This is a genomic window from Nocardioides sp. NBC_00850, from assembly GCF_045207335.1.
In the GTDB taxonomy this organism is placed as follows: domain Bacteria; phylum Actinomycetota; class Actinomycetes; order Propionibacteriales; family Nocardioidaceae; genus Nocardioides.
Map to the genome: position 1 here is coordinate 1,457,101 of NZ_CP108845.1, position 17,182 is coordinate 1,474,282.

The 17,182-nt window shown below is 68.7% G+C and carries 17 protein-coding genes and 1 tRNA gene; 10 read left to right on the forward strand and 8 right to left on the reverse strand.

Annotated features, from left to right (window positions below; genetic code table 11):
* Nucleotides 1-65 precede the first annotated feature (65 nt).
* Nucleotides 66-1,310 (reverse strand): MFS transporter, encoded by a 1,245-nt coding sequence (locus OH802_RS07110; protein WP_406026463.1) that lies wholly within the window; start codon nucleotides 1,308-1,310, stop codon nucleotides 66-68.
* A 72-nt stretch (nucleotides 1,311-1,382) separates the two neighbouring features.
* Here OH802_RS07110 and OH802_RS07115 point away from each other — a divergent pair, with 72 nt between their 5' ends.
* Nucleotides 1,383-1,835 carry a nuclear transport factor 2 family protein gene (locus tag OH802_RS07115; RefSeq protein WP_406026465.1) on the forward strand — a complete coding sequence of 151 codons (453 nt, stop codon included), beginning with the start codon at nucleotides 1,383-1,385 and terminating at the stop codon, nucleotides 1,833-1,835.
* A 96-nt stretch (nucleotides 1,836-1,931) separates the two neighbouring features.
* Here the strand turns inward: OH802_RS07115 and OH802_RS07120 are convergent, their stop codons facing one another.
* The 6 genes from OH802_RS07120 to OH802_RS07145 form a co-directional block, all read right to left on the reverse strand.
* Nucleotides 1,932-2,564, reverse strand: a complete 633-nt coding sequence (locus tag OH802_RS07120; RefSeq protein ID WP_406026467.1) for a DUF2461 domain-containing protein — start codon at nucleotides 2,562-2,564, stop codon at nucleotides 1,932-1,934.
* A 35-nt stretch (nucleotides 2,565-2,599) separates the two neighbouring features.
* Nucleotides 2,600-3,976 (reverse strand): adenylosuccinate lyase family protein, encoded by a 1,377-nt coding sequence (locus OH802_RS07125; RefSeq protein ID WP_406026469.1) that lies wholly within the window; start codon nucleotides 3,974-3,976, stop codon nucleotides 2,600-2,602.
* A gap of 580 nt (nucleotides 3,977-4,556) precedes the next feature.
* On the reverse strand, nucleotides 4,557-5,264 hold the full coding sequence (locus OH802_RS07130; RefSeq protein WP_406026471.1) for a hypothetical protein: 708 nt from the start codon (nucleotides 5,262-5,264) through the stop codon (nucleotides 4,557-4,559).
* Nucleotides 5,265-5,641: 377 nt separating this feature from the next.
* Nucleotides 5,642-5,717, reverse strand: a tRNA-Gly gene (locus tag OH802_RS07135).
* A gap of 50 nt (nucleotides 5,718-5,767) precedes the next feature.
* Entirely contained in the window at nucleotides 5,768-6,550 is a 783-nt protein-coding gene (locus OH802_RS07140; protein ID WP_406026473.1) for an SGNH/GDSL hydrolase family protein, read from the reverse strand.
* A gap of 81 nt (nucleotides 6,551-6,631) precedes the next feature.
* Complete coding sequence (locus tag OH802_RS07145; protein ID WP_406026475.1) at nucleotides 6,632-7,126, reverse strand: hypothetical protein; 495 nt, start codon at nucleotides 7,124-7,126, stop codon at nucleotides 6,632-6,634.
* A gap of 264 nt (nucleotides 7,127-7,390) precedes the next feature.
* On the opposite strand from OH802_RS07145, the gene dcd reads away from it, so the two are divergent.
* Together dcd and OH802_RS07155 are read left to right on the forward strand one after the other, a co-directional pair.
* On the forward strand, nucleotides 7,391-7,966 hold the full coding sequence (gene dcd / locus OH802_RS07150; RefSeq protein ID WP_141794788.1) for a dCTP deaminase: 576 nt from the start codon (nucleotides 7,391-7,393) through the stop codon (nucleotides 7,964-7,966).
* 8 nt (nucleotides 7,967-7,974) lie between these two features.
* Nucleotides 7,975-8,940, forward strand: a complete 966-nt coding sequence (locus OH802_RS07155) for a serine/threonine-protein kinase (RefSeq protein ID WP_406026478.1) — start codon at nucleotides 7,975-7,977, stop codon at nucleotides 8,938-8,940.
* Here the strand turns inward: OH802_RS07155 and OH802_RS07160 are convergent.
* The gene (locus tag OH802_RS07160) at nucleotides 8,937-10,886 is read right to left on the reverse strand and encodes a vWA domain-containing protein (protein ID WP_406026480.1); all 1,950 of its coding nucleotides are present in this window, start codon (nucleotides 10,884-10,886) and stop codon (nucleotides 8,937-8,939) included. The two genes, OH802_RS07155 and OH802_RS07160, sit on opposite strands and share 4 nt — an antisense overlap.
* A gap of 79 nt (nucleotides 10,887-10,965) precedes the next feature.
* Here OH802_RS07160 and OH802_RS07165 point away from each other — a divergent pair, with 79 nt between their 5' ends.
* The 7 genes from OH802_RS07165 (at nucleotide 10,966) to OH802_RS07195 (ending at nucleotide 17,143) form a co-directional block, all read left to right on the forward strand.
* Nucleotides 10,966-11,469, forward strand: a complete 504-nt coding sequence (locus OH802_RS07165) for a DNA-binding protein (RefSeq protein ID WP_406026482.1) — start codon at nucleotides 10,966-10,968, stop codon at nucleotides 11,467-11,469.
* A 37-nt stretch (nucleotides 11,470-11,506) separates the two neighbouring features.
* Nucleotides 11,507-12,109, forward strand: a complete 603-nt coding sequence (locus tag OH802_RS07170) for a DNA-3-methyladenine glycosylase I (protein WP_406026484.1) — start codon at nucleotides 11,507-11,509, stop codon at nucleotides 12,107-12,109.
* Nucleotides 12,110-12,215: 106 nt separating this feature from the next.
* A complete protein-coding gene (locus tag OH802_RS07175; RefSeq protein ID WP_406026486.1) occupies nucleotides 12,216-13,247 on the forward strand; it encodes an iron-siderophore ABC transporter substrate-binding protein in 1,032 nt (343 codons plus the stop codon).
* Nucleotides 13,244-14,275, forward strand: coding sequence for a FecCD family ABC transporter permease (locus OH802_RS07180; protein WP_406026488.1), 1,032 nt, complete (start codon nucleotides 13,244-13,246; stop codon nucleotides 14,273-14,275). The genes OH802_RS07175 and OH802_RS07180 overlap by 4 nt, the downstream gene beginning before the upstream one ends.
* A gap of 79 nt (nucleotides 14,276-14,354) precedes the next feature.
* A complete protein-coding gene (locus OH802_RS07185; protein ID WP_406026490.1) occupies nucleotides 14,355-15,383 on the forward strand; it encodes a FecCD family ABC transporter permease in 1,029 nt (342 codons plus the stop codon).
* A gap of 16 nt (nucleotides 15,384-15,399) precedes the next feature.
* The gene (locus OH802_RS07190) at nucleotides 15,400-16,215 is read left to right on the forward strand and encodes an ABC transporter ATP-binding protein (RefSeq protein ID WP_406026492.1); all 816 of its coding nucleotides are present in this window, start codon (nucleotides 15,400-15,402) and stop codon (nucleotides 16,213-16,215) included.
* A gap of 1 nt (nucleotide 16,216) precedes the next feature.
* Nucleotides 16,217-17,143 (forward strand): siderophore-interacting protein, encoded by a 927-nt coding sequence (locus tag OH802_RS07195; protein WP_406026494.1) that lies wholly within the window; start codon nucleotides 16,217-16,219, stop codon nucleotides 17,141-17,143.
* Nucleotides 17,144-17,182 lie beyond the last annotated feature (39 nt).

Here is a 17,182-nt window from a genome sequence, read left to right on the forward strand (position 1 = left end):
CGGCACGCACTACTGGCGGGTAACATTAAGAATAGGCTTGCCCTCCAGGGGTGGCAAGCCCGGGGCTACTCACAGGTAGGGTTCTTCGTCACAGCGGTGCGCCAGGGAAGCAGCCCGGAGGAGAGCAGAAGTACGCCTCCGGCCACCGCGATCGCGGTCCGAGGGCTCGTTGCCGCGGCCAGTGCGCCCGCCGCCAGGACGCCGACGGGCTGGGCGACCTTCATGGTGATCGACCACGCCGCCTGCACCCGCGCCATGTGATCGTCGGCGGTCTCGCGCATCCGGTAGGTGGCGAAGGTCGGGTTGAAGACGCCGGCGCAGAGGATCAGCCCGAAGTTGGCCGCGGTGAACCACGCGAAGCCGACCGGGCCGCTCGGGGTGAAGGCGATCGGGATGGTCCAGAGGGTCCGCGCGACCCCGGACCCGAGCAGCACCGCCCGCTCGCCGAGCCGGTTCGTGAGGCGAGGTGCGCACACGGCGCCGAGGATGCCGCCGAGGCAGGGCAGACCCATGGCGACGCCGTACATCCACGGCTCCATACCGAGAACCCGCAGCGTCAGCACGGTCTGCAGCGGGCTGGTCGCGATCACGCACGAGCCGAAGAGGGCCGCGTTCAGGAAGAGCGCGCGCAGGTCACGACGGGCGAGGATGTAGCGCCAGCCGGCGGTCACCTCGGCCACCCAGTGCTGCGGCTTCCTCGTCGGTGGTTGCGGTTCCGGCGTACGGATCGAGCGGATGCCGAGCGCGGAGAGCAGGTACGTCACCGCATCGACGAGCACGGTCAGTGTCGGCCCGAACGCCGAGACGAGCGCGCCGCCGACCGGCGGGCCGGTGGTGAAGGTGGTCCAGAACGTCGTCTCCAGCCGGCTGGTCGCGGCCAGCCTGGCCTCGGGGGTGACCAGCGCCTTCAGGTGTGCGCCGGAGGCCGCGGTGAAGGCGAGCTCGCAGGTCGCGGCGAGGACGCCGACGACGCACAGATGGGCGTAGGTGAGCACGTCGAAGACGCCTGCGGCGGGAATGCTGAGCATCGCCGCGAACCGGATCAGATCGGCGCCGATCATCGTCGGTCGCTTGAACCGGTACTCGATCCACGGCCCGAGCCGGACTCCCGCCGCCGCGGCCGCGAACCCGGACAGCGCCGCCAGCAGCGACACCTGGAACGTGGAGGAGCCGAGCAGCAGCACCGCGACCAGCGGCAGGGCGCCGTATGCGATGGTCGACCCGGCCTGGCTCGTCGCCGTCGCCAGCCAGAGCCGGTCGAAGTCCCGTCCCGGTGTCGCGGTCCCGCGAGCGGTCTCCGAGACGGTCACCCGGTGACCCTATCCGGGCGGGGCTCGGCGATCAGGTAGAACACGTTCCAGTTTCGGCGTACGATCTGCCGCATGATCTCCTCCGACGCCATCACCTGGAACGCCCCCGACGACGAACACCCCGCACGTACGGCCGGGCAGCGCTCCTATGCCGCCGTCGCCAAGGGTGACCTCGACGAGTGGCTGACGATCTACGCCGAGGACTGCGTGCTCGAGGACCCTGTCGGGCCGTCGATGTTCGACCCCGAGGGCAAGGGCCACCACGGCCACGAGGGCCTCAAGGCCTTCTGGGAGAAGGCCATCGCCTCGGTCCACAAGTTCGAGTTCCAGATCAACGACTCCTTCGCCAACCCCGCCGGCAACACCTGCGCCAACATCGGCAAGATCAAGACGTCGTTCCCCGACGGCAGCTACACCACCACCGAGCTGATCATGGTCTACACCGTCAACGACGAGGGCCGCATCGCCTCCATGAAGGCCTTCTGGGAGCCCGAGCGCACCATGGCGAGCTTCACCAAGCCCTGATCGGTCGCGGCACTTTCCCGCCATGGCGGGAAAATGCGCACCGGATAGAGCTTTCCTGGTCGCACAACGGCGCCATGGCGGGAATGTGCCCAGCCCTCAGGCCACCGCGTGCTCGGCGATCCACTCGACCAGGGGACGTACGGCCCGCCAGTCCTTCTTCACCTCACCGACGAGGTCGGGGGTGTGGATGATCGGCTCGAAGCCGATGGTGCGGCCGAGGTGGATCGACTTGTGGCGGAGGAGCTCGATCTTGGGGTGGTCCTTGTCGAAGCCGCGCGGGGCGGTCTTGAGGCGGTCACCGGTGACCTCGTAGCCCTTCTTCTCCGCGACCGCGAGGCGTTTCTCCAGGTCAGCGCCGTAGTGTTCGTGGACGATGGCGCCGCGGAAGGCCGCCAGCCGGGGCGGCTCGAACCAGTAGCAGCCGCCACCGGTGCGGATGCCGCGGGGCGAGACCTCGACGTAGTAGCCGGTCTGCGGCGCCACGGCCACGAAGGCTCCCTGGTGGGTCTTGTAGGGGAGCTTGTCCTTCGAGAAACGTACGTCGCGGTAGGGCCGGAAGATCTTGGCGCTGCCGAACTCCTCGGCGAGCTCGTCGGTGAGCGCCTTCATCGGCGCGTGGACCGACTCCTTGTAGATGTGCTTGTGGGCTTCCCAGAACGACTTGGTGTTGTCGACCTCGAGGTCGTCATAGAAGTCGAGCGCCGCAACGGGAAAACCTTCGAAAGACACGTACGCAGCCTATCGACGTCCGTGGAACGCCAGCCTCAGACGGCGGGAATCTGGATGGTGTCGGCCACCCGGCGGGCGTGCTCGGCCATGGCGCGGGCGATGTTTGCGGACTCGCCGAGGTGGCGGCACGGGTCGAGCAGGTCGGCGATCTCGCTGCGGGTGAAGTGTTCGGAGACCGCGGGCGAATCGGCGAGGAGCGAGGCGAAGTCGATGTCGTCGACCGCGGAGCGCTGGGCGAGCTCGAAGACGACGTCGTGGGCGACCTGGCGACCGATGCGCTCGCCGAGCTCGAGCATCAGCGACTCGGAGCCGATCAGGCCGCCGGAGAGAGCCAGGTTGGCGCGCATCCGGTCCTCGTCGAAGGTCAGGCCGGTGAAGATGACCACGAGCCTGGCGAGTACGTCACCGGCCAGGCGAGAGGCCTGCGCGACCGCGTCCTCGAGAATGCCGGTCATCGCGCCGTTGGCCTCGTGGTCGTGGAGCATCGACTCCATCGCAGGGGCGACGAGCCCGCGCAGCTGGGTGGCGGCGGTGATGACGTCGAGGGTGAGCTGCGGGTTGCGCTTGTGGGGCATCGTCGAGGAGCCGATGGTGCCCTCGGGGATCGGCTCGAAGGCCTCCCCGAACTCGGGCTGCATCATCGAGTAGACGTCCTTGCCGATCTTGCCGGCGGTGCCACCGAGCATCCCCAGGATCGAGACCCACTCGACCATGCCGTCGTTGATCGCACGCGAGGGGACCGGCATCGAGCCCATGTCGAGCCGGGAGGCCGTCTCGGTCTCGATGGCGCGGGCGTGGGAGCCGAAGGAGGCCATGGTGCCGGCAGCGCCGCCCATGAGCAGCCGGAAGACGCGGTCCTCGACCGAGCGGAGCCGGTCGACGTGGGCGGCGATCTCGTCGATCCAGATGGCGACCTTGAAGCCGAAGGTGATCGGGACCGCGTGCTGGGAGTGTGTGCGGCCCGGCATCGGCACCTCGGCGCCGGCCTCGGCGACCTTCGACAGCGAGCGCAGCAGGTCGCCGAGCAGGTCGAGGATCTTGTCGTGTGCCTGGCGCAGCAGGATCAGGTCGGCGGTCTGGGTGATGTTCTGCGTGGTGGCGCCCCAGTGGACCCAGCCACCGTGCTTCGCGCCGACGACCCGGCAGAGCTCCTCGACCAGCGGCGTCAGCGGGTGGCTGTGCTCAGCGGTGGCCTTCTCGATCCGGTCCAGGTCGAGCTTGTCCAGATCGGCGGCCTCGGCGATCGCCTCGCCGGCCTCCGCGGGGATCACCTTCACAGCCGCTTCGGCGCCGGCGAGGGCCGCTTCGACGTCGAGTCGAGCCTGCAGGCGCGCCTCGTAGGTGAAGAGATCTCCGATGCCGTGGTCGGGGACTCGTCCGTCGGTGAATCGGCTGCTCGAGCCCGCGGGCATGTCGAGTGATCCTTTACGTGTCGTTCACACAATGATTGGAAAACAGAAACCCAATCTTAATGGACGCAAGCCGCAAACACCCGCGATCGTGTGCTGCGTCACTTGGATCGTGCAAGTGAACGGAAACGGACCGTGCCACACGGCACGGCCCAGATCGTTGGAGCGGACGACGAGATTCGAACTCGCGTCATCAACCTTGGGAATCAAGGTACCCGACCCCATACCCACTTGCTTGCGCTTACGTGGACCGGGCTTGGTGCTGGTTCTTCATGGCAACGATGCGCCTGGTCAAGCGTATCGGGGGCATCCTGGGGGCACGTGCGAGTGTCCGTATCGCGGGAGCGGAGCGTCATCGTGGAATGGCTCCCGATCTGGGGCCTCATCGCCGGGGTCTTCCTGATCGCGTGCGCTAGCTGCTTGTTCGACCCTGCGGCACTTGCCAAGGCCAACGGGCATCTCTGGACGCAAGACACTCTCGGCTTTCATGCGTTCCTGCCCGCGGCTCTCGCTCGCCGCGTCTGAGCCTCCTTAGACATCGTGGCCCCGCCGGATCGACGGGGCCACGAGCAGTATCAAAAGATCAGAATGTGCGTCGCACCGTGACCGTGGTGGTCTTGCCGCTTCGGATGTTCTTTGCGATCAGTACGGCCTTGGTGAACTTGTTGGTCCGCTTGAAGCCGGTGAAGCGGTGCCGGAACTCGCCGATGTTCGTGTCAACGCCCACGTTGACTACCGTCGACTTCTCCTGGAAGCCGGCCGGAGTCCACAGGCGTACGGTGAGGCGGTACTTGCCGATCCGGTTCGCCTCGCCCTCGACCCGGACAACGCCGGAGTCGCGGCGTACGGTGATCTGGGAGGACGGGCCCATGCCGATGACTCGGTATGGGTTCTGGTCGACACTTCCGACGCAGAAGACCGAGTAGTCACCCGAGAAGTACACGCCCGTGACCGGCTTCGGCCAGGCGCGGGTGGACTTCGTGGTGTCGCGTACGACGCCGTCGACCGGGTGGAGCATCGCTGACTCAGGGAACGGACCGGATGGCTCGCCGTTGCCGACCATCGTGAATCCGGACCAGTTGGGCCTCTTCACGTCACGAATCACGGTCGTTCCGATGGTGCCACCGGTGGGCGAGCGCCGGGCGCCGACGGTGATGACACCAGCGCCGCCCTGGCAGGCGCTTGTGACATTGACAGATGGGGTGGTCGCAGCCTGCGCGGAACCACCGAGTGACAGGGTCGCTGCGCCGAGCGCGAGGGCGGCAGCAGCAAGCGTGAACTTGCGGAGCATGGTGGTCTCTTTCGAAGTCGAGGCGCTGCGACATGCGGCGCGCCTGCATTGAAACACCCCTGCAGGCATCCGTCAGTGAATTCGGCACACAGAACCCCAACAGCGCTCGTAGAGCAGGTTCGGCGGAAGTTCTTGACTCTCACTCTTCGAGGACACCCTCAAGAACAAGCGCTCGCGGACGGTGCCGCTGGTTGCCGAGTTGGTGCCGATCATGCCTCCGCAGCGATGACGATGGACCTCTACGGCCACCTCATCGACAACAACCTCTGGGACGCAGCCAAGAGGGTCGGGGGCATCCTGGGGGCATCTGAGGCAGAAACAGAAACCCGCACAGACGACGGTGACGACGAAAGTGCGGGCTCACCTGCTATGGAACGTGGAGCGGACGACGAGATTCGAACTCGCGACATCAACCTTGGGAAGGTTGCGCTCTACCAACTGAGCTACGTCCGCAGGTGCGACCAGGATGTTACCCCACACACCCAGCCAGGTGTGAAACCGGTTCAGGAAAGTCGCGTCATCTGGGGATAGCGGGCCGAGAGCCCGTCGCCCGCAGGGCCGCGGAGCATGCGGCGTACGGCCCAGGGGAGCGCCCGGGCGGCCAGCCGCCGGACCTCGCGGACGGGCCCGCCGATGCTCGGTTCCTCGATGACGACCAGCGGTTTCGGGGTGGGCAGGTGGTGGCGTACGCCGAGGGTGTCGAGGACCTTGATCGCCATCAGCTGGTGGCCGGGGGCGCCTAGGAAGCCGTGGCCGTCCCAGTAGCCGGCGTCGTCGTACTCGGTCATCCGCCAGAAGTCGACCAGCGTCGCGCCGCGCCGCTGCGCGATCTCGCGGACGGCCTCGTTGTAGACCGCGAAGCGTCCGCGGAGCAGCCGCCCGACGGTGGACGCCCGTGCGCCATAGGCGGTGAAGACCACCACCTTCGCGCCGGTCTCGACCAGCTCGCCGATCGCGGACTCGTAGGTCGCGAGCAGGGCGTCGATGTCGACGTGCGGCCACATCAGGTCGACCGACCCGCCGTAGATCGTCACCACGTCCGGCTCGAGCGCGATCGCCGGCGCGACCTGCTCCTTGACGATCCGGTCGATCCCGCGCCCGCGGACGGCGAGGTTGGCGTAGCTGAACTCGGGGGTCCGCTCGGCCATCACCTCGGCGACCCGATCGGCCCAGCCGCGTACGCCGTTCGGGCGCCGGGTATCAGCGTCACCGACACCCTCGGTGAAGGAGTCGCCCAGCGCGACGTACCGGCGGTAGCCGCCGGGGATCAGCGCATCCAGTGCCATGGCCCCGATTCAATCGGGTTTGCCCGGGACGTACGACTCTGGCGCGGAATCTGTGACGCATGGGGCAAATGGTGCTGAGGCTCACGGCAGGACTGTGGGGACCAGGTCGTTCAGCATGCTCTTGACCGTGGCGGTGGCGGAGATCGCGCTGAACTTCTCGTCCCAGAGCGAGACGACGAGCACCACTCGATCTATGCGGACCGCACCTGCCGCCCAGCCGTCGCCGGCGTTGATGGTGGCCTGGTCCCCGATGTCGTACGGAGCGCCATCGGTGATGTACGGCGCTTCTGAAGCCGCAGTGGCGACGTCCGCAAACTCGAGGACGTTGAGGATCGTCTCGGTCTCGGGATCGTCCTCGGGCTCGTCCTTCGGGAGGATCCAGCAGAACGTAGCCGAGGTCGGTTCCGTCGACAGTTCCGACGACAGGTCGGCGAGCCAGGGGAACGTCTCTTGCTGCTGGCTCCATTCCGGTGACCCGGCCTTCGCAATGCCGAACTGCGACTTCACCTCCGACTCGCTCGTGAAGTAGGCGTCGGACTTGGCCAGCGACTTGCACGGTTCCGTGTAGGCGTACACGTCCTGGATCGACTTGATCTGCGATCGCTGTGGGGTTGGTGAGGCCGACGATGTCGGTGTCGGGCTCGCCGACGTAGCCGGTGTGCTGCTGGCGGCGGACGGATCGGAACCGGCGCTCGTGCTCGCGGCGGATCCGCAACCGGTGCCAAACAGCGCGAAGGCGACGGAAAGTGTGAGTGCCCGAGTCACATGGGAGTTGTGACGCACAAGCGCAGCGTATGGTGGCGGTGAACGGTGCGCACGAGAACCGGTAAGTTGGGCCTCGTGCTGCTGAGCGACAAGGACATCCTGACCGAGATCCACGATGGACGGATCGTCATCGACCCCTGGGACGAGTCGATGCTGCAGCCGTCGTCCGTCGACGTACGTCTGGACCGGTTCTTCCGGGTCTTCGACAACCACAAGTACGCCACGATCGACCCGGCCGTGGACCAGTCCGAGCTCACCCGGCAGATCGAGACCGAGGGCGACGAGCCGTTCATCCTGCACCCGGGCGAGTTCGTGCTCGGGTCGACGTACGAGACCGTCAGCCTGCCCGACGATATCGCGGCGCGCGTGGAAGGCAAGAGCTCACTCGGGCGGCTCGGGCTGCTCACCCACGCCACCGCCGGCTTCGTCGACCCGGGCTTCTCCGGCCATGTGACGCTCGAGCTGGCCAACGTCGCGACGCTGCCGATCAAGCTCTACCCGGGGATGAAGATCGGTCAGTACTGCTTCTTCAGGCTCACCTCGCCCGCTCAGAACCCCTACGGCAGCGAGAAGTACGGGAGCCGCTACCAGGGCCAGCGCGGCCCGACCGCCTCGCGCAGCTTCCAGAGCTTCCACCGCACCAAGATCTGAGCGGCCGGGTGGGAGAGGTCTTCGCGGGGCGCTACGAGCTGCTGGAGCCCATCGCGGAGGGAGGGATGGGCGCGGTCTGGCAGGTCCAGGACCGTCGCGAGGGCGACATCAAGGCCGCCAAGCTGCTGCGCCAGCGCGATGCCGCCTCCTTGCTCCGGTTCATCCGCGAGCAGGCCACCCGGATCCACCACCCGCACGTCGTGACCCCGCTCGGCTGGGCCGGCGAGGACGACAACGTGCTGTTCACGATGCCGCTGCTGCGCGGCGGCTCGGTCGCCATGCTGCTGGGCGACTACGGCGCGCTCTCCGAGCAGTGGGTCGTCGCGATCCTCGACCAGACGCTGTCGGGTCTCGAGGCGGTTCACGCCGCCGGTGTGGTGCACCGCGACGTGAAGCCCGGCAACCTGCTGCTGGAGGTGACCGGCGCGGGCGTCCCGCACGTGCGGCTCTCCGACTTCGGTGTGGCCGTGCCTGCCGACCAGCCGCGGCTCACCGAGGCGAACGTGATGATCGGTACGCCGGGCTACATGGCGCCTGACCAGGGCTTCGACCCCGACCCTCGCGACGACCTCTACGCCACCGCGGTCACCGGTCTGCACCTGCTCACCGGGACGAGGCCGCCGCACGATGCTGCGTACGTGCCACCGACTCCGCTGGGGCGGCTGCTGCTGCGCGCGGTCGGCGAGGATCGCGCCGCCCGGCCGCAGTCCGCGGGGGAGTTCCGGCAGTTGCTCGCCCAGGCCGTGCCCGCCCGGCCGTGGGAGCCCGGCGAGATCGAGGTCCTGGACCAGTACGCCATCGGGCGCATGTCGCCTCCGCCCCCTCCGCCCCCTCCGCCGACGCCTCGGGACACCCGGGAGAAGACCGTGATCCGGCGTACGAAACCGCACGACGACCGGCCGGTGTGGCCGATCGTCGTGCTGGCGCTCGCCGGGGTCCTGCTGCTGGCGGGCAGTGCGTTCCTGTTGAGCTAGGCGCGCCGCCTCCGGATCAGCAGCACGGCCGCGGCAGCGAGCGCGGCGATCCCGAGCCCGGCCCCGCCGATGCCTGCGACCAGCTTGATGGTGTCGCCGGACGCCTTGGTGCCGTCCTCATCGGTGCCGGTCCCGTTGCTCGCCTGGTTCTTGCCGGAGCCACCCGAGCCGCCCGGGTCCTCGGCACCGTCGGTCGAGTTCAGGTTGAGGTCGGCGGTCGGCGGGGTGAGCCCGGAGACCTTCTCGTAGTCGGGCTCGCCGGCGCCGTCCTCACCGACGGTCTTGATGGTGAGCGTGTAGGGCACGTTGATGTTCTCGTCGAGGCCGTACTGCACCCGGACGTAGTGGACGCCGGGCAGCCCGGTCGAGGCCTCCGCATCGGCGTTGTCGAAGCGGTTGCGGTAGGCGATGACGTTGGACAGGGTGCCGGTGCGCCAGGCGTCCGGGCAGTTCTGGAGCAGGCCCGAGTCGCACCAGGTCTGCGGCGCCTTACTGCCGAGGTCGACCGTGGCCTGGCCGCCGAGGGGGCCGATGACGTCGAGCTCGACGCCGGCTCCGACTCCCCACTCGCGGCGGATCGCGTCGGTCATCTTGGCGTCGAACTGGGCCTGGAGGTGCTGGCCCCAGCCGATGGGGACACCGATGACCTGGTTCTCACCGGGGTTGATGTCGAAGGAGTAGGTGCCGTCCTCGAGGATCGGCGCGTTGGCGATCGCGCTGCCCGGGACGATGTCGCTCGTCGGCTCGGCCGGCGTCATGTCCGTCCATGTCGGCTCCTCGGTCTGCGGAGGCAGGGCGTCGAGCGCGGCCGCATTGACCGGCGGCTCCTCGTAGACCATCAGCTGGACCGGCTTTCCGGCGATCGCACCGGTGTCGCCGCGGCCGGACGCGGTGCCCAGGACCAGCTCGTCGGCCGTGTTGCACAGCTCCTCCGGGTCGGTGTCCGCGCTGTGGGTGGAGCCGAAGATCAGCCGGTTGCCGTCGCCGTACGTCGTCGACTGGACCACCGTCCAGCGGCATCGGCTGAGCTCGCCGTTCTCGTCCTCGACGCTGATCTCGGGGCTCAGGTTGCTGACGAGATCCTCGGACTCGCCCTCGAAGATCAGGCCGAGGTGCACGGTGGAGCCCGGGGCGGTGCGCTCGAAGCGGTAGTAGCGCTTGTCGCGGGTCTGGATGGTGTCCAGGTACTGCCCCGCCTTCACGAGCGGTGCGCCGGCCGGGTCGGGGGTGCCCTTCACCGGGCTGCCGGTGAACTCGAACGGCCGCAGCGCCCGCTGCGAGGCGCCCGAGATCGACTCGCCGATGCCCTCGGCGTCGTCGGCGTCGTAGTAGGTGCCGTTGCCCTTCTCGGCGATGCACTCCAGCTGCCTGCGGGCCTTGCCAGAGACGGAGAGGCCGACGACGTCGATCTGCAGGTCGATGCCCTGCTCGGCGATCGCCTGCGCTGCCGGACACGGGTCGCCACAGGTCGACTCGCCGTCGGAGACGAGGACGATCGACCGCTTGCCCTCGGCCCCGATGTCCTCGGCGGCGCGCTCCAGGGCGACCGGGATCGGCGTCTCGCCATAGGGCTTGTAGCCGCTCACCGCCGAACTCAGGTCGTCGCGGTTGCCGGTGCCGGGTTCGACGACCAGCTGCGTGTCCTCGCAGGCCCCCTTCTGCTTGCGGCCGAACACCTTCGCGCCGAACACCCGCATGCCCACGTCGGCACTCTCGGGGAGGTCGTCGATCACGGTGTCGAGCGCCTGCTTGGCCGCCTGGATCTTGGTGCTGCCTCCGCCGGCCGGCTCCTTCATCGAGCCGGAGGAGTCGAGCACCAGGATCATCCGGCCGTACGTCCCCTGGGTCTGCTCCTCGGAGGCGGCAGCGGGGGCGACGCCGGTGCCGGCCACGGCTAGGGTGAGGACCCCGGCGAGGCCGGTGGCGATGACAAGTGCTGTTCGCATGGGCAGCACCCTAGATTCACTAACGTATACGCCGCAAGTACGTTTGCAAACATCTTGTCTACGTGTGTAGATTGCCGGCATGGGCGTCGAGGAGAACATCCGGCAGCAACGCGAGCTGTACGGAGAGCCGCTCGGTGAGCTGGTGCGGCGCGCGACCGCTCCGCTCGGTCTCACCCAGGCGACGACCGCCAAGGTGCTCGGTCTGAGCCCGGCGATGCTGTCGCACCTGATGACCGGACAGCGGGTCAAGATCGCCAACCCGATCGCGCTGGCACGTCTGCACGCGCTGATCGACCTCGGCGCCGAGGCGGGTGGCCTCACCACCTCCCAGATCAACGAGTGGCTCGACGAGATCCGTGAGCTCTCCTCGGAGCTGACCACCGGCTCCCGGGCCGCGGCTGTCGAGGGCGGTGCGGCGGTGCGAGGCGTACTGCGCGCGGTCGCGTCCGGACGCGAGCTCCAGCAGGCGGTCGACGCCCTGCGCGATGTCTCACCTGGCCTGGCCGAGGTGCTCCAGATCTATGGCTCCGGGACCGACGAGGAGATGCGCGCTCATTTCGCCTCCGTCCGTCACCTCCTCTGAAAGGCGCTTGTCGGTGGTCGCGGCTAGGGTCGGCTGGATGAGTGAAGCACCATTCCTGGCCCCTGACGGCCAGACGCGTTGCGCGTGGGCCGGCGGGGCGCCGGAGTTCCTGGGCTACCACGACACCGAGTGGGGATTCCCGGCCGGTGGTGACGTACGGCTCTTCGAGAAGATCTGCCTGGAGGGGTTCCAGAGCGGGCTGTCGTGGCGCACGATCCTCAACAAGCGCCCCGCGTTCCGCGAGGTCTTCGCCGGCTTCGACTACCACTTGGTGGCCGAGTTCGATGAGGGTGACGTCGAGCGGCTCCTGCAGGACGCGAGGATCATCCGTCACCGCGGCAAGATCGAGGCGGCGATCAACAACGCCCGCCGCGCGGTCGAGCTCATCGCGGAGCGCGGGTCGCTGGCTGCGTACGTCTGGGGGTTCGAGCCCGAGCCGCTCAAGGTCCCGGAGGTGGTGGCCACCTCCGACGCCTCCATCAGCCTCTCCAAGGACCTCAAGAAGCGCGGCTGGAAGTTCGTCGGGCCGACGACGATGTACGCGTTCATGCAGTCGATGGGGATCGTCAACGACCACTCGCTCGACTGCGTGATCCGGGATCGGGTCGAGGCCGAACGGGCGGCGTTCGTCAGACCCTGACCGTCCGCTGCGTCGTCCCAAACCCTGGGGGCCGATATCCCGTGGAAACCAGAATGTGTTTAGGCTGTCCTAACTAAGCATTGCCTAACCCGAGGTGGTTCCCCACGTGATCCGTCGTCCCGTACTCATCGCAGTGAGCACCGCGCTTGCTGTCTCCGGCCTGGCTGCCTGCAGCACGGGCTCCACCGATTCCGCCGACTCCGGCCAGGAGTCGACCTCGAAGGCTGACTCGGGCGCCTTCCCGGTGACCATCGAGCACGCCTTCGGTGAGACCAAGATCGAGGAGGAGCCGAAGCGCATCTCCGTCGTAGGTGTCAACGACGCCGACATGCTCCTCTCCCTGGGCGTCGTGCCCGTCAGCATCCCCAAGGTCACCTGGGGCGGCGACGAGGACGGCACCACGCCCTGGTTCGACGAGAAGCTCGAGGAGCTCGACGCCGACATGCCGGCGATCCTCGACCAGACCGACGCCATCCCGGTCGACGAGGTCGCCAAGCAGACCCCCGACCTGATCCTGGCGACCTACTCGGGCATCACCGAGGAGGAGTACAAGAAGCTCTCCGAGATCGCGCCGGTCGTCGCCTACCCGGACCAGCCGTGGGCGACCGCGTGGGAGGACTCCCTCGACATGGTCGGCAAGGCGACCGGCCGCAACGAGCTGGCCGACGAGGTCGAGGCCGACACCCAGAAGCTCTACGAGGACGTCAAGAAGGACACCCCGGAGATCCAGGGCAAGACCTTCATCTGGGCCGCGCTGTCGACCGCCGACCTCTCCCAGATCCCGTTCTACACGACCGAGGACGCCCGCCCGGACTTCCTCTCTGACCTGGGCATGAAGAACGCGCCGGTCGTCGAGGGGAACACCAAGAAGGGCGAGTTCTTCGCCCAGGTCTCCGCGGAGAAGGCCAGCGAGCTCGAGTCCGACTTCCTGTTCACCTATGCGGTGGAGGACGCGGACGCCGAGACGTACGCCAAGGACAAGCTGATCGGCCAGATCCCCGCGATCAAGGCCGGCCACATGTGGGCCTCGACCGACAACGTCGCCTCGCTGGCCGCAGGCACCCCGACGCCGCTGTCGGTGCCCTACGCCATCGATGAGTTCGTCCCGGGCATCGTCAAGGCACTCGAGGGTCAGTGACCCTCGCGACGACGCTCAACCGAGCCCCGGCCGCGGATCCGCGCGGCCGGGGCCGGTCATCGATGCTGCGGGTCGTGATCCTGCTCGCCGGTGTCCTCCTGGTCGCCGTCGTCGCCTCGATGCTCATCGGTGCGAAGCTCGTCTCCCCGCTGGATCTGTGGCGTGAGGGCAGCGTCGGCCAGGGCATCCTGGAGACCCGGATGCCGCGTACAGTCCTCGGGCTGATGGTCGGCGCCGCGCTGGCGCTCTCCGGTGCCTGTCTGCAGGGTCTGACCCGCAACCCGCTGGCCGACCCGGGGCTCCTCGGGCTCAACTCCGGTGCCACGTTCGCGATGGTGCTGGCGGTCTCGGTCTTCGGCATCGGCTCGCTCAACGCCTACCTCTGGTTCGGCTTCGCCGGCGCCGCGGCCGCCGCGATTCTCGTGCACACGGTCGCCTCCTTCGGCTCCGGTGGTGCGACCCCGGCCAAGCTCGTCCTCGCCGGTGCCGCGCTCGCCGCCGGGGTCACCTCGTGGACCACCGCCGTCCTGCTCACCGACAAGGCCACCTTCGACGTGATCCGGCTGTGGCAGGTCGGCACCATCGGCGGCCGTGGCTGGGACATCGTCCTGACCGGGCTGCCCTTCCTCGCTGTCGGTGCGCTGCTGACCCTGGGTGGCGCCCGCACCCTCGACACGCTCGCCCTCGGCGACGACCTCGCGCGCGGGCTCGGACGGCGCACCGGCATCGACCGCGCCGTGATCGGTCTCGGCGTCGTGCTCCTCACCGGCACCGCCACCGCACTGTGCGGGCCGATCGGCTTCGTCGGCCTGATCGTCCCCCACATGGTCCGGGTCATGGTCGGCTCGGCCTACACCCGCGTGCTCCCCCTCTCGGCGGGGTTCGGTGCCGCCCTCACCCTCTTGGCGGACGTGGTCGGCCGGGTCATCTGGCCGCCCTCGGAGATCCAGGTCGGCGTGATGGCGGCCGTCGTCGGCGTACCCGTCTTCGTCTTCTTCCTGCGCCGCGGACGGATGGCTGGCCTATGAGCGAGCGTCAGCGAGTGAACAGATGGATCCCCACGCCGCCGCGTCCGTATTCTGGCGCTCGCGCTACGGAGGTGGCGGCGTGAGCGTTCAGTCGATCAACCCCACCGCAGTCGTACGCAGCGCCCGGCGCATCCCGCAGCGGCGGCTCGTCCTAGTGGCCGGTGGCCTGGGTGCGGCCCTGTTCGGGCTGTTCGCGCTCCGTGTGCTCGGCGGCGACTACATCATCACGCTTCCGGACTTCTTCCGGATCCTCGGCGGCGAGGAGATCCCCGGCGCGACCTTCATCCTGATGGAGTCGAAGCTGCCGCGGGCGGTCCTGGGCGTGCTGGCCGGAGTCGCCTTCGGCGCCGCCGGCGCGATCTTCCAGTCGACTCTGCGCAACCCCCTCGCCAGCCCCGACATGCTCGGCATCTCGCTCGGGGCGAGCGCGTCGGCGGTCTTCGCGATCGTGGTCCTCTCGCTGAACGGCTCGGCGCTCTCGGTCGCCGGGACCATCGGTGCGTTGCTCACCGCCGTCGTGATCCGGCTGGTGGCCGGCAGCGACGGGGGCTACCGGCTGGTGCTCGTCGGCGTCACCGCCGCCGCCGGCCTGGTCGCGGTGATCCAGTATCTCTTCACTCGCGCCAACGAGTCCGACGCCCAGCTCGCGCTGCGCTGGATGACCGGCAGCCTCAACGCGGCCGCCTGGCCGACGATCCGGATCCTGCTCGTCGCCCTGGTGATCCTGCTCCCGCTGGTCGCCTGGACGGTGAAGTCCCAGCGCGTGCTCGAGCTCGGTCCGGACGTCGCCAACGCCCTCGGCGTCACCCACCGCTACGCCGACCTGCTGCTTCTCCTCGCCGTGCTGCTGTGTGCGCTGGCGGTCGCCGCGACCGGACCGGTCGCGTTCGTCGCCTTCGTGGCCGGGCCGATCGCCCGGGTCCTCAACGGCGGGCGTACGACGATCCTCGGTGCCGCGCTGGTCGGCGCCGTCGTGATGGTCGGGGCCGACTACGTCGCGGCCTACGGATTCCCCGGCACCAACCTCCCGGTCGGTGTCGTCACCGGTGCGTTCGGGGCGCCGTTCCTGTTGTGGTTGCTCGCCAGCGGGCGGGCTGGAAGGCGATGACATGAAAGAGGCCAAGATGAGACTCGCTGCGGAGAGTGTGAGCCTCGGCTACGGCGCTGATCCCATCGTCGACGAGGTCTCCCTGGAGATCCCTGACGGCCTGACCACCGTGATCGTCGGCGCCAACGGCTGCGGGAAGTCGACCCTGCTGCGCGGGATGGCGCGGCTGCTCCGGCCCATCTCCGGGCAGGTGGTCCTGGACGGCAAGGCGGTCCACAAGCAGCCCACCCGCGCGGTGGCCAAGACGCTCGGCCTGATGCCGCAGTCGCCGATCGCACCCGAGGGGATCACCGTCGTCGACCTGGTCGGCCGCGGTCGCCAGCCCCACCGGGGCGCGCTGCAGCGCTGGTCGCCCGAGGACGACGCGGCTGTCGCCGAGGCGCTCGAGCTGACCAACACGCTCGACCTCGCCGACCGGATCGTCGACGAGCTCTCCGGTGGCCAGCGGCAGCGGGTCTGGGTGGCGATGGCGCTCGCCCAGCAGACCGACCTGCTGCTCCTCGACGAGCCGACCACGTTCCTCGACGTCGCCCATCAGATCGACCTCCTCGACCTGCTCCACGGGCTGCGCTCGTCGCGAGGCACCACCGTCGTGATGGTGCTCCACGACCTCAACCTGGCCGCCCGCTACGCCGACCACCTGATCGCGATGAGCGGCGGAAAGGTCGCCGCCACCGGCACGCCCGCCGAGGTGGTCACCGCCGACCGCGTCGAGCAGGTCTTCGGCCTGGAGTCCCAGGTCATCGTCGACCCCGTCTCGGGCACCCCGATGGTCGTCCCCATCGGACGTCACCATCGACCCACCGCTCACCCCCACGCACAAGGAGCCTGACATGCCCATCCTCGCCCGCGTCTCGGTGCGCTCCGTCGAGCGCCTCTCCCCGTCCTTCGCCCGGATCGAGCTGGCCGGCGACGACCTGGCCGACTTCGGCAACGACGGCCCGACCCTCGACCAACGCATCAAGCTCCTCTTCCCGGCCACCCCGGGCGTGCTGCCCGAGCTCTCGGCCGAGGACTGGTACACCGAATGGCTCGCCCTCCCCGACGAGGAGCGCCCGCGGATGCGCACCTACACGATCCGCTCGATCGAGGGGGACGGCATCGAGAAGCGTCTGTACGTCGACTTCGTGCTGCACCCCGGCGCGCACGGTCCTGGCTCCGACTGGGCCGGCGCGGCCAAGCCGGGCGACGAGATCCTCGTCGCCGGGCCCAAGCTCGGCGAGCCCTACGGCGGGATCGAGTGGCTTCCCGGTGACGCGACCCGACTGCTCCTGGTCGGCGACGAGACCGCCGTCCCGGCGATCGTCTCGATCCTCGAGTCGCTGCCGGCGGACGCCACGGGATCGGCCTTCCTGGAGGTGCCGGTCGCTGATGACGTACAGAAGGTTTCTGCGCCTGAGGGGCTGCAGGTCAGCTGGCTGCCGCGTGAGGGCGCGCCCGTGGGCGGCCCGGCCCTGACCGCCGTCGGCGGGCTGCTCGGCTTCGAGGCGGCACCAGAAGACGTGACGTCGGTCGAGGTCGAGGACCCGGACCTGTGGGAGACCCCGGACTACTCGTCCTCCGGCGAGGAGGTCGCCGGCCCCGACAACGGCTCCACGAACGGTGCTGAGAACGGCGAGGACGGGCGCTACGCCTGGATCGCCGGGGAGTCCCGGATGGTCACCGCGCTGCGCCGTCATCTGGTCAACGAGCTCGAGATGCCGCGCAAGCAGGTCGCCTTCATGGGGTACTGGCGAGAAGGCGTGTCGATGAAGGGGTGACCCAGCGCGTTTTTGAGGCGTACGCGTGGTTAAGTTTGG

Coding starts and splice junctions, on each gene's coding strand:
- OH802_RS07125 (WP_406026469.1), bottom strand. CDS start 3,976: ATGCCCGCGGGCTCGAGCAGCCGATTCACCGACGGACGAGTCCCCGAC.
- OH802_RS07140 (WP_406026473.1), bottom strand. CDS start 6,550: ATGGCACTGGATGCGCTGATCCCCGGCGGCTACCGCCGGTACGTCGCG.
- OH802_RS07160 (WP_406026480.1), bottom strand. CDS start 10,886: ATGCGAACAGCACTTGTCATCGCCACCGGCCTCGCCGGGGTCCTCACC.
- OH802_RS07170 (WP_406026484.1), top strand. CDS start 11,507: ATGAGTGAAGCACCATTCCTGGCCCCTGACGGCCAGACGCGTTGCGCG.
- OH802_RS07190 (WP_406026492.1), top strand. CDS start 15,400: ATGAGACTCGCTGCGGAGAGTGTGAGCCTCGGCTACGGCGCTGATCCC.
- OH802_RS07165 (WP_406026482.1), top strand. CDS start 10,966: ATGGGCGTCGAGGAGAACATCCGGCAGCAACGCGAGCTGTACGGAGAG.
- OH802_RS07115 (WP_406026465.1), top strand. CDS start 1,383: ATGATCTCCTCCGACGCCATCACCTGGAACGCCCCCGACGACGAACAC.
- OH802_RS07195 (WP_406026494.1), top strand. CDS start 16,217: ATGCCCATCCTCGCCCGCGTCTCGGTGCGCTCCGTCGAGCGCCTCTCC.
- OH802_RS07130 (WP_406026471.1), bottom strand. CDS start 5,264: ATGCTCCGCAAGTTCACGCTTGCTGCTGCCGCCCTCGCGCTCGGCGCA.